We start from the raw sequence: 13,140 nt of genomic DNA, 5'->3' as shown, positions 1-13,140 counted from the left end.
CGGCGGGGCAGTGGGAGCTATCGGCCAGGCCTTCGGCATTGATGACCTGGCGTTGGAGACGGCCGGCATGGGTGACGAAAGCCAGGTGGTGGTAACAGGCTATCTGACCGAGGACCTTCGCATCAGCTATGGCGTCGGTATCTTTTCGCCCATCGCCGAGCTGACCCTGCGCTATACCTTGTGGCGAAACCTCTATGTGCAGGCCGTTTCAGGTGCCGCGCAGGCGGTCGATCTTGTCTACACCTTCTCCCGCCCCGGGAAACCTCCGCAGATCAATAGCGGTCAATAGTCCAGGTTCAGATACGATAGTCCGTCGACCACAGAGCACCCAAGCTCAAGGAGAGAAATGATGATCATCGACCCCGCCCGTGCCTTGCCCGGCCGCGAGAACCCGCTTTCCGTGTCGGGCATACATGCCGTCAATGGGCGCTCCATCCTGCCACCTTTCCCCGATGGGCATGAGGTCATCGTGCTGGGCCTGGGCTGTTTCTGGGGGGCGGAGCGACTGTTCTGGCAGCTTCCCGGGGTATATGTCACCGCCGTAGGCTATGCCGGCGGCATCACACACAACCCCACCTATGAAGAGACCTGCAGCGGCATGACCGGTCATGCCGAAGTGGTGCGCGTCGTCTTCGATCCCGCCGAAGTCGACGTCGACACACTGCTGCGGACCTTCTGGGAAGCGCATGATCCGACCCAGGGGATGCGCCAGGGCAATGACGTCGGAAGTCAGTACCGCTCGGCGATCTATACCACCGGTGACGAACAGCAGGCGGCAGTCAAACGCAGCCGAGACATCTACCAGCATTCCCTGACACAGGCCGGGCAGGGAAGCATCACCACCGAGATCGCTCCGCTCGAGGCCTTCTATCTGGCGGAAGAGTATCACCAGCAGTACCTGCACAAGAATCCCGGCGGCTATTGTGGACTGCGGGGCACCGGCATCAGCTGCCCGATCGGGTGAGGTGGGGGCCGGCTCGGCCAGGCCAGGGAATTGTCGGACTGGTCCATGACATCAACTCCTGCCTGACTCGTCGGGCAAGCCAGGGCTCCAGCCGCCCTTCGCGCCACTCCATGAAGCCGACATGCCCGCCGTACCGGGCGATTTCCAGATGCACGGCAGGAGAGGGGGCGGGCAGGCGCTCGAAGAGGCTGGCCGGCATGAAAGGGTCGTCATCGGCGTGCAGGATCAGGGTAGGAAGCTCGACGTCGTCCAGCAGGGGCCCCGCGGAAGCGCGTTGATAGTAGTCTTCGGCCCCGTCGAAACCATGCAGCGGTGCTGTCACGGCATCATCGTAGGCGCGCAGGCTGTTCAGATTGGCCAATCCATTGGCATCGAGGGGCAGGGACAGCAGGCCCCGCTCGAGCTTGTCCCTGACCTTGCGCTTGAGCGCACCTAGCAGGTGCCGCTCATAGACCCGGGAAAACCCCTGGTGGAGCCGGTCGGCACTGGCCGCCAGATCCAGGGGTGCACTGATCACGATGGCGCCCGCCAGGTCAAGGCCATCTCCCCCCTGTTCGGCTACCAGCTTGAGCAGCATGTTTCCGCCCAACGACACGCCGGCGGCCACCTTCAATGCCTTGGGGAAACGGTGTGCGAGCTTTCCGAACAGCCAGTAGGCGTCGGCGGTATCGCCGCTGTGATAGGCCCTCGGCAAGCGATTGGGTCGGCTGCCGCAGCCACGGAAATGCATCAGCACGGCGCGCCAGCCCAGTCCGCTCGCCGCCGAAAGCAGCCACCGTGCATAGGGTGAGTCGAAGGAGCCTTCCAGCCCATGGAAGAGCACGAAGACCGGCGCCTCGGTCCGTGGGTTGGGGGCTGGCCCAGTTCAGCTCGACGAAGTCGCCGTCGGGCAGTTCGAGCACCTCCATTTCCCGTGCCAGCGGCGGACGCGGCATGATGCGCGGCAGGAGGGTCTGCACATGGGCATTGGTCAGCCCGCGTGGCGGTAAGTAGTCGGCTTCGTGTCGCCGCTCGCGCATGATGGTATCACTCGGCCTCGGGCGTCAGGTTCTTGGCAGCGTCGGTCGTGACAAGGACGTTATCCTCGATGCGGATACCGCCGTGGGGGGCCAGTCGTTCCACCCGCTCCCAGTTCACCTCTCGACTGACCGACCCCTCACGCAGCGGATCGAGGAGCATGGGGATGACATAGAGCCCCGGTTCAATGGTGACCACCATTCCCGCTTCCAGTTCACGGGTCAGGCGCAGGGCGGGGTGCTCACCAGGCGGAGGCAGAGCCACGCCGTCAGCGGCATGGCGGCCGGCCACATCGTGAACCTGAATGCCCAGCAGGTGGCCCAGTCCGTGGGGGCAGAAGGCCCGTGTGATACCGTTTGCCACGGCGGATTCGGGGCTGCCGAGGACAATGCGGTGCTCGACGAGCAGGTCTGCCAGCAGGTCGTGCATCCGCTTGTGCAGGGCAACATAGTCGACACCGGGCCGCAACGTGGCAATCAGCTGTTGCTGCACCTGGGTAACGCCCTCTATCAGCGCAGGAATGAGCGCATCCGCCTGCTCTCCTGCCCAGGTGCGGGTAATGTCGGAGCAATAACCACGGTAGCGATGCCCGGCGTCGACCAGCAGGCTTTGCTGTTTGGCCGGTGGCGTGGCGTCATAATGCTGATAATGGAGTACGCCAGCGTGAGCATTGATGCCGATGATATTGCCGTAGGGAACATGACTCTCGCGTTGACGCGATGCCTTGAGATAGGCGAGTTGCACATCCAGCTCGGCGGCGCCTGACAGGAAGGCATCCCTGGCCGCCACATGGCCGGCCATGGCCTGTCGGTTGGCCTGGCCAATGCAGGTGACTTCGTACTCGCTCTTGCGCACCCGCTCCTCATCCAGCGCCAGGAGCAGGGCGGTCGGGTTGAGCTCGGCCCCCAGGCTCCTGGCAGTTGCGCCATCCACGTCACCGATGACGGCATAGCGGCCACGGGGCAAGGCGGGCGGCACGTCAAAGCGCCCCTTCACCACCTCGACACGCTCTACCAGGCCTCCTGGGGCAAACGTGCGGGCAGGTGCCAGAAGTCGTCGGGGGCATGCAGATAGAGAATCGGGCGTTTGCCCGGACACACCAGCAGCCAGCTTTGGGCGAGATAGGTCTGGCCGGTCCAGTGCTGGAAATGACCATACGCCTGGAAATCAGTGGGCTGGTCGTCGCCGAAGTGGCGAGCGGGATGGCCGCTGTACATCAATACCCCATCATGCCCGAGGCGGGAGAGCACCTCGGCATAGCGCTGCTCGAGCCGGTCGAGATGGCAACGCTGGAGTTCGGCGAGCGGGTCTGTCATGGCAGCCTTCCTGGCAGTTTGATTGATGCCAGTTTAGCGTACTGCCCAGAGTGGACGATAGGTGGATCCACTACTGTCCCGGCGTCGGCTCGACCCGGTCAATGCGATAGAGAGTCTCCACCTGGTCCAGGCCCTGTACCGTGCAGGAGAGGTCGCTGATCCGCCCGTCGCCAAGGCCGTAGATCCAGCCGTGGACGGCCAGTGACTGACCACGCTGCCAGGCCAGTTGAAGGATCTTGGTGCGACAGAGATTGCTGACCTGTGCCTTGACGTTGAGCTCGCACAGGCGGTCCACCTGCTCGTCCAGCGGCAGTGCCGCCAGCGCCGAGCGATGGTGGCTGTAGAGCTCACGGACCGAGTGAAGCCAGTAGTCCACCATGCCGCACTCGCCGCCGGCCACCGCCGCCCGGACACCGCCACAGCCGTAGTGGCCGACGATCATGATGTGCTTCACCTTCAGCACGTCCACCGCATACTGGACGACGGAGAGGGCATTCATGTCGTTGTGATGGACTAGATTGGCGACGTTGCGATGCACGAACACCTCCCCGGGAGGGAGCGAGATGATCTGATTCGCCGGGACGCGACTATCCGAGCAGCCGATCCACAGGTAATGGGGGTTCTGCTGGCTGGAGAGACGGGTGAAATAGTCCGGGTCTTCCTGGCACATGCGCTCTGCCCAGGAGAGGTTGTTCTCGAGCAGGGCGGCGATATCCTTGTCCATGCAAAGCGTACCCGGTTGTTTGATTGGCAGACTAGTAGCGGATGGCCTTTTTACAGGCGGTCAGGTCAGCGGTCAACCGTCGCACTCCCGAGTGAGGGGCTGCACTGGTATCATCGCCCCATTCCAGCGGGCTCTGTTCGAGAGCCCGGTTCGAGAAGGAGAACTTCGTGCCAGACTTCGATTATGACCTCTTCGTCATCGGTGCCGGTTCCGGCGGCGTGCGTGCCGCACGCACCGCCGCAGCCACGGGCGCACGCGTCGCCGTGGCCGAGGATCGCTATCTGGGCGGTACCTGTGTCAACGTGGGTTGCGTACCCAAGAAGCTCTACTCCTATGCCGCCCACTTCCACGACGCCTTCGAGGATGCCGCCGGCTTCGGCTGGCAACTGCCGGGTGTACCCACCTTTAACTGGGCCACGCTGCGTGACAACAAGAGCGGTGAAATCAAGCGTCTCAACGACATCTACGGTCGCCTGCTGGAGACCGCCGGGGTCAGGCTGATCAACGGACGTGCCCGGGTGGTTGACGAGCATCGTGTCGACGTCGCCGGTGAGACTATCAGTGCCGCCAAGATACTGGTCGCCGTCGGCGGCTGGCCCTGGGTGCCCGAATTCCCCGGCAGCGAACATGCAGTGACCTCCAACGAGGTTTTCGACCTGGAGCGGTTCCCCGAACGCTTCCTGGTACTCGGCGGTGGCTATATCGCCGTGGAATTTGCCAGCATCTTCAATGGTCTGGGCAGTGAAGCCCACCTCGTTTATCGCGGTGAGCTGTTCCTGCGCGGCTTCGACCGTGAGGTGCGTGAATTCACCCGGGAACAGATGGCTCTCAAGGGGGTGAACCTCCATTTCGAGACCAACATCGAACTCATCGAGCGGGTGGAGAATGGCCTGCTGGTGACCCTCACCAACGGTGAGGCACTGGAAGTCGATGCGGTGCTTGCGGCCACGGGCCGCAAGCCGCACCTGGAAGGTCTAGGTCTCGCTGAACTTGGGGTCGAGCGCAATCCGGATGGCACCTTGAAGGTCAATGAGCGATTCGAGACTTCGGTGCCGTCCATTCTGGCCCTGGGTGACGTTACCGGTGGCCCCGAACTGACGCCGGTGGCCCTTGCTGAGGCCATGCACCTGGTCAAGCAGCACTTCTCCGACACCCCGGCTGCGCCTCTGGATTATCAGAATATTGCCACGGCGGTCTTCTGCCACCCGAACATTGGCACCGTGGGTATTTCTGAAGAGCAGGCCCGCGAACAGTATGCTGCGATCCGGGTCTATCGCACCGACTTCAGACCCATGAAGCACACGCTTTCCGGCAGCCAGGAGCGTTGCCTGATGAAGCTCATCGTCGATGATGCCAGTGACGTGGTGGTCGGTGCGCACATGGTCGGCGAGGAAGCCGGCGAGCTTATCCAGGGCATCGCCATCGCCGTCAGAGCGGGGCTGACCAAGGCTGACTTCGATGCCACCGTGGGAATCCATCCGACCGGCGCCGAGGAGTTCGTCACCATGCGAAACCCATCACGCACGTGATCTCATGCGCCACAAGATTGCCCTCGGCCGGGCCGCCCCGGGGTGGCCCGGCAACGTACGATAAACGGAAACCTGAACTAGACTATCAGCGTGAGGCGCAAAACAACCTCACCACCGGACTCATCGAGGCGTTGCATAACCTGGCGTTATGGAAGTGGACGCGGGGCATAATGTCGATTTTAATTTAGTCAAAAGCCCTGTTATCATTATGCGCAACATCGCTACAGCGAAGTCTGAACATGAATGTAACACCGCAGCCTTTTACCCCCTCTGCTGATCTTGCACGGCCCAGCGTGGCTGATGCCGTGGTTGGCAGCGATGCCGCACCGCTGTTTATCCGCAAGCCCAACCCCGATGACGGTTGGGGAATCTATGAACTGATCAAGTCCTGCCCGCCGCTGGACGTCAACTCAGCCTACGCCTACTTGCTGCTGGCTACCCAGTTCAGGGATACCTGCGCGGTGGCGACCAACGAAGAGGGTGAAATCGTCGGTTTCGTGTCGGGCTACGTAAAGAGCAATGCACCCGACACCTATTTTCTGTGGCAGGTGGCTGTGGGTGAAAAGGCCCGCGGTACGGGGCTTGCCCGACGCCTGGTGGAAGCCGTCATGACCCGTGACGAGCTTGCCGATGTACACCACCTGGAAACCACCATCACGCCAGACAACCAGGCCTCATGGGGACTTTTCCGCCGTCTGGCCGACCGCTGGCAGGCCCCCCTGAACAGCCGTGAGTATTTTTCCACGGACCAGCTCGGCGGTGAACACGACCCCGAGAATCTGGTGCGCATCGGTCCCTTTGATACCGGTCGCCTCTAAGTCCCATCCCCAAGATGCAGGGCGGCCGCGTCACCACGCCGCCACGCTATCTCTATGTCTTCTTCATCCTCACCAGGAGGTCGCACGATGCAGACCCAGACACTTGAACGCATGGAATCCAACGTTCGGACCTATTCACGCTCATTCCCGGTGGTCTTCACCAAGGCCATGAACGCGCGCCTGACCGATGAAACCGGGCGTGAATACATCGACTTCCTGGCGGGTGCCGGCACGCTCAACTATGGCCACAACAACCCACACCTGAAGCAGGCACTGCTCGACTACCTGGCCAGCGACGGCATTGTCCATGGCCTGGACTTCTGGACGGCAGCCAAGCGTGACTATCTGGAAACGCTGGAAGAGTTGATCCTCAAGCCACGAGGCCTTGACTACAAGATCCAACTGCCGGGTCCGACCGGTACCAATGCCGTAGAGGCCGCGATCCGCCTGGCACGGGTGGCCAAGGGCCGACACAATATCGTCACCTTCACCAACGGCTTCCACGGCGTCACCATGGGCTCGCTCGCCACGACCGGGAATCGCAAGTTCCGTGAAGCCACAGGCGGCATCCCGCTCCAGGGCGCAGCCTTCATGCCCTTCGACGGCTATCTCGCGAGCATACCGATACCCTGGACTATTTCGAGAAACTCCTGGCAGACAAGTCCGGCGGACTCGATACGCCCGCCGCGGTGATCATCGAGACCGTGCAGGGGGAGGGCGGCATCAACGTGGCCGGGCTCGAGTGGCTGCAACGCCTGGAGCAGATCTGCCGCACCAATGACATCCTGCTGATCGTCGACGACATCCAGGCCGGCTGCGGCCGCACCGGCAAGTTCTTCAGCTTCGAGCATGCCGGCATTACCCCGGATATCGTGACCAACTCCAAGTCGCTGTCGGGCTTCGGTCTTCCGTTTGCCCACGTGCTCATGCGCCCGGAACTCGACAAGTGGAAGCCCGGTCAGTACAACGGCACCTTCCGTGGCTTCAACCTGGCCTTTGCCACCGCCGCTGCAGCCATGCGACAGTATTGGTCCGACGATACCTTCGAACGGGATGTTCAGCGCAAGGGAGAGATCGTCGCACAGCGCTTCCAGAAGATCGCGGCATGGCTCACCGAACACGGTGTCGAGGCAACCGAACGGGGGCGCGGCCTGATGCGCGGGATCGATGTAGGCACCGGTGACATTGCCGACAAGATCACCGGCAAGGCATTCGAAAACGGTCTTGTGATCGAGACCAGCGGCCAGGACGGTGAAGTGGTCAAGTGCCTTTGCCCGCTGACCATTCCCGACGAGGATCTCCAGCAGGGCCTGGACATTCTCGAGGAGAGCGTCAAGCAGGTCATCGCCTGATAGAGTAGGGCGCTAGTGGTGTATCGGCCGGCTGTTAGACAGCCGGCCCGTCAATCGTTATAAGGGAGTGACACTCTATGATCGTTCGCAATCTCGAGGAAGCGCGCCAGACCGACCGCCTGGTCAAGTCAGAGAGCGGCACCTGGGACAGCACCCGCCTGTCGCTGGCCGACGATGGCGGCAACTGTTCCTTTCATATCACGCGGATCTACGAAGGCACCGAGACACACATTCACTACAAGCACCACTTCGAGGCAGTCTACTGCATCGAAGGCGAAGGTGAAGTGGAAACCCTGGCGGATGGCAAGATCTGGCCGATCAAGCCGGGTGACATCTATATCCTCGACCAGCATGATGAGCACCTGCTGCGGGCCCACAAGACCATGCACCTGGCCTGCGTCTTCACCCCTGGGCTTACCGGCAAGGAAGTGCACCGCGAAGATGGCTCCTACGCACCCCCCGAGGCCAGCGACAAGAAGCCGCTCTGACAGACAGATAGCGCCAGCCCGGAGATCGGGCATGATGGTAGTAGCCCCCGGAGCCACCAGGTGCCGGGGGTGTTTGTATCTTGCGGGTAGCAGTAGCAATGGTTTCCATCGGTTACGTCAAGAACCGTCTATGGGTTCGCATAATGTATATTATGTTAAATCATTGGTGCGCCGTATCTGATTCACCCATGAGGTTGGACAAGCCAGGCACCGACTCCTTATCATCTCTCGTCGCGCCCCCGCGAGGACACCGCTCGCGTCCCAGCCCACACTCCTGGTATCACCCGCGCCACGGGTGAAGCCCGATACGGAGGTTTTTTCACTCATGCGGCCAAGAATACCGTCCGTCGTTATGCCCTGGTTGCTGGCCTCCCTGTTGTTGATATCCGGTTGCGCAATGACGCCTCAGGCCGAACCCGAGCCCGTCCTGAGCCCTGATGCCTTCGATGCGCGCATCGAACAGCTTGAACAGACCATGGCCTTGCGCTGTGACCTGGCCGAAGACCGTCTCTCTCGCCATGACCTTCGGCAGACAGAGATGATGGCGGATATCAAAGATGCCAACGCCCTGCTCCAGCAGCTGCGTGGCAATATCCAGCGGCTGGAGCAGCGCGGCGACGAGCCCGTCATCGTCATGGCGGAATGCGACGAGGCCACCGACACACCGCTGGCCGACAAGGAACTGGTGGGTCGTGCCGAGTGGATCGGACTGCCCGACATCGGCACCTATCTCAAGGCTCGAATCGATTCCGGGGCCAACACCTCCTCACTTTCCGCCAAGGATATCACCCGGTTCGAACGGGATGGTGAGGACTGGGTACGGTTCCGACTGGGCATCACCGATGAGGACGTCGTCGTCGACGTTGTTCGTGACGAATGGATCGAGGCCCCCGTGGAGCGCCGCGTACGCATCGTGCAGGCCGCCGGCAGCGAATCACGCCCCGTCGTGAGCCTGCTGATGACCCTGGGGTCCATTCGCGAACCGGTTGAGTTCACGCTGAATGACCGCTCGCACCTCCACTTCCCGGTACTGCTGGGTCGCCGCTTCCTGATGGATATTGCGCTCATCGATGTGGCCGAGACCTACCTGCACCCAAGGCCCGAGTTTCCCGGTGGCCGCCCCGCCTCTGAGGCGGCACAGGACGAACTCAACGATCAGGAGGAGGAAGACCGCTGAGCAGCGGCGCCTCTGGTCTTAACAAGGAAGCTTCATGTCACGACTGCCCTTCTATCTCATTGTAGGCCTGCTGATGGCGGTGGGCATCGGCATGAGCGTGCATCGGCACATCCAGTTCGAGGTTCCATGGACCAGGGCGAGCAGCGCACGATCTGGGAAGTGGAGGCCATCATCGATTTCAACGCATTGGGTGGCCCGGTGCGGGTCGACCTTGCCCTGCCCCAGCATCAGCGCGGTTATCGACTGCTGACCGAGAATACGGCCTCGCCGGGCTATGGCCTGTCGTTTCTCCAGGACGAATCCGGTCGTCGTGCCCAGTGGTCGATACGTGAAGCGGCCGGCAGCCAACAGCTCTACTACTCTGCGCGCCTGCTGGTGACCGAGGACAGACGGCAGCGTGAACTGGCGGCACCACCCCTGCGCGAAGTCATCTGGGAGCGCCCCTACGATACCGCTGCCGCCCAGGTCATAGAGCGTGCCTGGGCCCGCAGTGCCGACCCCTACACCTTTGCCCGCGAGCTGATACACGATTTCAGCGAGGATCGCCAGGGCGAAAACGCCCGGCTGCTGTTGACCCAGTTCGAGCGTAGTACGCTTCTGGTCCGGCTGCTCAACCAGGCCGGCGTTCCTGCGCGGGAGGTCAGCGGGCTCCTGCTGGAAGACGGGCGCCGACGCCAGACCCTCACCCCCTGGATCCAGGCCTTTGCAGGTGACGACAGCAACTGGACACTGTTCAATCCGACCACAGGTGAGCAGGGGCAACCCGAGCACCTGCTACTGTGGGAGAGCGGCGGTCGTGCCGTACTGGAGGTCCAGGGGGGCAGCAATTCCCGGGTAACCTTCTCGATGCTGTCGCGGAACCAGCCGGCTGCTGCTGCCGTCCGCAGCCAGCTGGCCGATGACACCCTGCTGAACTTCTCGATACATAGCCTGCCCCTCGAAGAGCAAGCACTGTTCCAGACCATCCTGCTGATTCCCATTGGCGCCCTGGTGGTGGTTTTCCTCCGCATCATGGTGGGGTTCAAGACCTCAGGCACCTTCATGCCGGTGCTGATCGCCCTGGCCTTCATCCAGACCACCCTGATCACCGGCCTCATCGGCTTTCTGCTGATCGTTGCTGTGGGTCTTGTGATCCGGAACTATCTCTCCTATCTCAACCTGTTGCTGGTGGCGCGAGTCTCGGCGGTGATCATCACGGTCATCGCCATCATCTCGATCTTCTCGGTGCTTTCCTATCGCGTGGGCCTCAATGCCGGACTGACAATCACCTTCTTTCCCATGATCATCCTCGCCTGGACCATCGAACGCATGTCGATCCTGTGGGAAGAGGAAGGCCCCAAGGAGGTGCTGATTCAGGGTGGTGGCAGCCTGGTCACGGCCGTACTGGCCTACCTGGCCATGAACAACCCCTGGATCCGCCACATCACCTTCAATTTCCTTGGCGTACAGCTCATCATCATGTCGCTGATCCTGCTGCTCGGGAACTATACGGGGTATCGCCTACTCGAACTGCGGCGCTTCAAGCCTGTTACCGAGGACTGACTCCATGTGGGCAAGACCCAGCCAACTACTTCGGCACGGCATCATCGGCATGAACCGGCGAAATATCCGCTATATCGGCCGCTACAACGACCGCCGCCTCTATCCGCTGGTGGACGACAAGCTGCAGACCAAGCTTCTGGCCCAGCAGCACGGCATCACCACGCCGGGGCTAATCGGCACCGTGACGACCCAGTTCGGCATCAAGCAGCTCCAGAAGATGGTGGCGGGACACGCCGGCTTCGTCATCAAGCCGGCCAAGGGCAGCGGTGGCAAGGGTATCCTGGTGATCGAACGCATCGATGGCGACGGCTTCATCAAGCCCAGCGGCGTGCGCCTGGGGCTGAAGGACCTCGAGCGACACGTCTCCAATATCCTGTCGGGGCTCTACTCCCTCGGCGGCACCCCTGACGTGGCCATGGTCGAAGCCCTGATCAACTTCGATGAACACCTCTCCGAGTACACCTACGAGGGGGTTCCGGATATACGCGTCATCATCTTTCGCGGCTACCCGGTGATGGCCATGATGCGCCTCTCCACCGCCGCTTCCGACGGCAAGGCCAACCTCCACCAGGGGGCCGTGGGTGTGGGACTCGATATCGACTCGGGTACCGCCGTGCGTGGGGTTCAGTTCGACCGTCCGCGCCTGGCGCACCCCGATACCGGCCACGAACTGGCCAGCCTGCTCATACCCGACTGGCGCAACCTCCTGGAGCTGGCTGCCGGCTGCTTCGAGATGACCGGGCTCGGTTACCTCGGCACCGACATGGTGATCGATCGCAACCTTGGCCCCATGCTGCTGGAGCTCAATGCCCGCCCCGGCCTCGCCATCCAGATGGCAAACGGGGAAGGCCTGCGTTCACGCCTGGATCTGGTCGAAAAGCAACCTGCCGGCCTCGGCGTGGCAGAGCGCGTTGCCTTTGCCCAAACACACTTCGCCCGCAGTGGAGAGCTCAAGAGCGTCTCTCCTCCACCGCAGCCGCTGGCCGCTCCCCTGCCCAGCGCGTAGAATGGAGCCATTCTCCTCAGCATCGGGTCACCCATGACCGATTCAAAAAGCCTGTTGCAGCAGGCGGAAAGACAGTGTCAACGCCACGGGGTACGCTTCACCCCGATTCGGCGGCGCGTCCTGGAAATGATCGCCGGGGCCAGCGGTGGCCTCAAGGCCTACGACCTCCTCGACCGCCTGGCCGTCGAGCATGCCGCCGCCCGCCCGCCGACTATCTATCGCGCCCTCGATTTCCTGATCGAGCAGGGCCTGGTCCACCGCATCGAGTCACTGAACGCCTACGTGGCCTGCCCCTGCCCCGAGCATGCACACGGCTTTCAGTTGCTGATCTGTCGCCATTGCGGGCGGGTCGAGGAACTGCACCTGGACGAGGTCAACGATCAGCTCAATACCCAGGCACGCCAGCTCGGCTTTCGCGTCGAACGCCAGACCATCGAGCTGCTGGGCAGCTGCGATCTCTGTCTTGATGCTGCCGCTAACGCCTGACCCCAATACTGTCCTGTGGAAACGTTATGGTGGATACCTTCAAGGAACTCGAACGGGCCGAACTCGGCGCACGTCGGCCTTTGGCTCGATTCTTGCTGCCGCTCGCTTCAACGCCGACGGCCTGATCCCTGCCATCGCCCAGCAGCATGACAGCGGCGAGGTTCTGATGATGGCGTGGATGAACCGGGAAGCGCTGGAGGAGACGCTGGCCACTGGTCGGGTCTGCTACTGGTCGCGCTCGCGGCAGAAACTGTGGCGCAAGGGAGAGTCATCCGGCCAGCAGCAGCATCTGCGCGAGGCCCGGCTCGACTGTGACGGCGACACCCTGCTGCTGCAGGTGGAGCAAACCGGGCCCGCCTGTCATACCGGGCGGCGCAGCTGCTTCTACGTGGCCCTGGAGGACGACTCGGCGCGGATCGCAAGCGAGCCACTGATCGATCCCGACACGCTCTACCAGAAGCCTTCGGGGGGCGCTGGCCGATGAATTGCCTGGCGGCCTGGCTCCATCGTCTGGGGCGCCTGCTGGCCCGCGGGCTCGGCCTGCTCATGCTCGGCCTGGTCAAGCTCTACCAGGTCACCTTGAGCCCCCTGCTGGGCCCCCGCTGTCGCTTCTGGCCCAGCTGCTCCCACTACACGACGGAAGCGATAAAGGTCCACGGGCCACTCAAGGGCGGCTGGCTGGCCGCTCGCCGGATCGTGCGCTGCCACCCCGGCAGCAAGG

At 62.5% G+C, this 13,140-nt stretch carries 14 protein-coding genes and 2 pseudogenes; 12 read left to right on the top strand and 4 right to left on the bottom strand.

Features of this window, described 5'->3' with window-relative positions:
- Both Q427_RS13075 and msrA read left to right on the top strand, forming a co-directional pair.
- On the top strand, positions 1 to 289 hold a 289-nt coding region (locus Q427_RS13075), incomplete at its 5' end, for a translocation/assembly module TamB domain-containing protein (RefSeq protein WP_155833561.1).
- 60 nt (positions 290 to 349) lie between these two features.
- Positions 350 to 964, top strand: coding sequence for a peptide-methionine (S)-S-oxide reductase MsrA (gene msrA, locus Q427_RS13070; protein ID WP_081785987.1), 615 nt, complete (start codon positions 350 to 352; stop codon positions 962 to 964).
- Here the strand turns inward: msrA and Q427_RS13065 are convergent.
- The 4 genes from Q427_RS13065 to can all read right to left on the bottom strand — a co-directional run bounded on the left by Q427_RS13065 (position 945) and on the right by can (position 4,021).
- The gene (locus Q427_RS13065) at positions 945 to 1,787 is read right to left on the bottom strand and encodes a hydrolase (RefSeq protein ID WP_231613680.1); all 843 of its coding nucleotides are present in this window, start codon (positions 1,785 to 1,787) and stop codon (positions 945 to 947) included. The two genes, msrA and Q427_RS13065, sit on opposite strands and share 20 nt — an antisense overlap.
- Before the next feature lie 203 nt (positions 1,788 to 1,990).
- Positions 1,991 to 2,980, bottom strand: a complete 990-nt coding sequence (pepQ, locus tag Q427_RS13060) for a Xaa-Pro dipeptidase (protein ID WP_331280634.1) — start codon at positions 2,978 to 2,980, stop codon at positions 1,991 to 1,993.
- Between the two features lie 11 nt (positions 2,981 to 2,991).
- Positions 2,992 to 3,297: a hypothetical protein gene (locus tag Q427_RS36290; RefSeq protein ID WP_331280633.1), complete on the bottom strand. Its 306-nt coding sequence runs from the start codon at positions 3,295 to 3,297 to the stop codon at positions 2,992 to 2,994.
- A gap of 70 nt (positions 3,298 to 3,367) precedes the next feature.
- Positions 3,368 to 4,021, bottom strand: a complete 654-nt coding sequence (gene can / locus Q427_RS13055) for a carbonate dehydratase (RefSeq protein ID WP_043514536.1) — start codon at positions 4,019 to 4,021, stop codon at positions 3,368 to 3,370.
- Positions 4,022 to 4,188: 167 nt separating this feature from the next.
- Between can and gorA the strand changes: the two genes are divergently transcribed.
- From gorA to yidD, 10 genes and pseudogenes are all read left to right on the top strand, one after another.
- Positions 4,189 to 5,550, top strand: a complete 1,362-nt coding sequence (gene gorA / locus Q427_RS13050) for a glutathione-disulfide reductase (protein ID WP_043514534.1) — start codon at positions 4,189 to 4,191, stop codon at positions 5,548 to 5,550.
- 239 nt (positions 5,551 to 5,789) lie between these two features.
- Complete coding sequence (ectA, locus tag Q427_RS13045; protein WP_043514531.1) at positions 5,790 to 6,368, top strand: diaminobutyrate acetyltransferase; 579 nt, start codon at positions 5,790 to 5,792, stop codon at positions 6,366 to 6,368.
- Positions 6,369 to 6,455: 87 nt separating this feature from the next.
- Positions 6,456 to 7,720: pseudogene (gene ectB / locus Q427_RS13040) on the top strand (diaminobutyrate--2-oxoglutarate transaminase).
- A gap of 77 nt (positions 7,721 to 7,797) precedes the next feature.
- Positions 7,798 to 8,208: an ectoine synthase gene (locus Q427_RS13035; protein WP_043514528.1), complete on the top strand. Its 411-nt coding sequence runs from the start codon at positions 7,798 to 7,800 to the stop codon at positions 8,206 to 8,208.
- Positions 8,209 to 8,605: 397 nt separating this feature from the next.
- Positions 8,606 to 9,385, top strand: a complete 780-nt coding sequence (locus Q427_RS13030) for an ATP-dependent zinc protease family protein (RefSeq protein ID WP_231613679.1) — start codon at positions 8,606 to 8,608, stop codon at positions 9,383 to 9,385.
- Positions 9,386 to 9,419: 34 nt separating this feature from the next.
- A pseudogene (locus tag Q427_RS13025) lies at positions 9,420 to 10,927 on the top strand (UUP1 family membrane protein).
- Positions 10,928 to 10,931: 4 nt separating this feature from the next.
- The gene (locus tag Q427_RS13020) at positions 10,932 to 11,933 is read left to right on the top strand and encodes an alpha-L-glutamate ligase-like protein (protein ID WP_043514524.1); all 1,002 of its coding nucleotides are present in this window, start codon (positions 10,932 to 10,934) and stop codon (positions 11,931 to 11,933) included.
- 33 nt (positions 11,934 to 11,966) lie between these two features.
- A complete protein-coding gene (locus Q427_RS13015) occupies positions 11,967 to 12,419 on the top strand; it encodes a transcriptional repressor (protein ID WP_043514521.1) in 453 nt (150 codons plus the stop codon).
- The gene (gene hisI, locus Q427_RS13010) at positions 12,400 to 12,903 is read left to right on the top strand and encodes a phosphoribosyl-AMP cyclohydrolase (RefSeq protein ID WP_081785986.1); all 504 of its coding nucleotides are present in this window, start codon (positions 12,400 to 12,402) and stop codon (positions 12,901 to 12,903) included. The genes Q427_RS13015 and hisI overlap by 20 nt, the downstream gene beginning before the upstream one ends.
- The coding region (gene yidD, locus Q427_RS13005) for a membrane protein insertion efficiency factor YidD (protein WP_043514516.1) at positions 12,900 to 13,140 on the top strand (241 nt) is incomplete at its 3' end. The genes hisI and yidD, both read left to right, overlap by 4 nt.

This window comes from Halomonas sp. BC04 (assembly GCF_000568385.1).
Note: the sequence above shows the minus strand (reverse complement) of the source record. Positions and strands in the feature narration are given on the sequence as shown.

Coding starts and splice junctions, on each gene's coding strand:
- can (WP_043514536.1), bottom strand. CDS start 4,021: ATGGACAAGGATATCGCCGCCCTGCTCGAGAACAACCTCTCCTGGGCA.
- hisI (WP_081785986.1), top strand. CDS start 12,400: ATGCTGCCGCTAACGCCTGACCCCAATACTGTCCTGTGGAAACGTTAT.
- Q427_RS36290 (WP_331280633.1), bottom strand. CDS start 3,297: ATGACAGACCCGCTCGCCGAACTCCAGCGTTGCCATCTCGACCGGCTC.
- ectA (WP_043514531.1), top strand. CDS start 5,790: ATGAATGTAACACCGCAGCCTTTTACCCCCTCTGCTGATCTTGCACGG.
- Q427_RS13020 (WP_043514524.1), top strand. CDS start 10,932: ATGTGGGCAAGACCCAGCCAACTACTTCGGCACGGCATCATCGGCATG.
- Q427_RS13035 (WP_043514528.1), top strand. CDS start 7,798: ATGATCGTTCGCAATCTCGAGGAAGCGCGCCAGACCGACCGCCTGGTC.
- Q427_RS13015 (WP_043514521.1), top strand. CDS start 11,967: ATGACCGATTCAAAAAGCCTGTTGCAGCAGGCGGAAAGACAGTGTCAA.
- Q427_RS13030 (WP_231613679.1), top strand. CDS start 8,606: ATGACGCCTCAGGCCGAACCCGAGCCCGTCCTGAGCCCTGATGCCTTC.
- msrA (WP_081785987.1), top strand. CDS start 350: ATGATCATCGACCCCGCCCGTGCCTTGCCCGGCCGCGAGAACCCGCTT.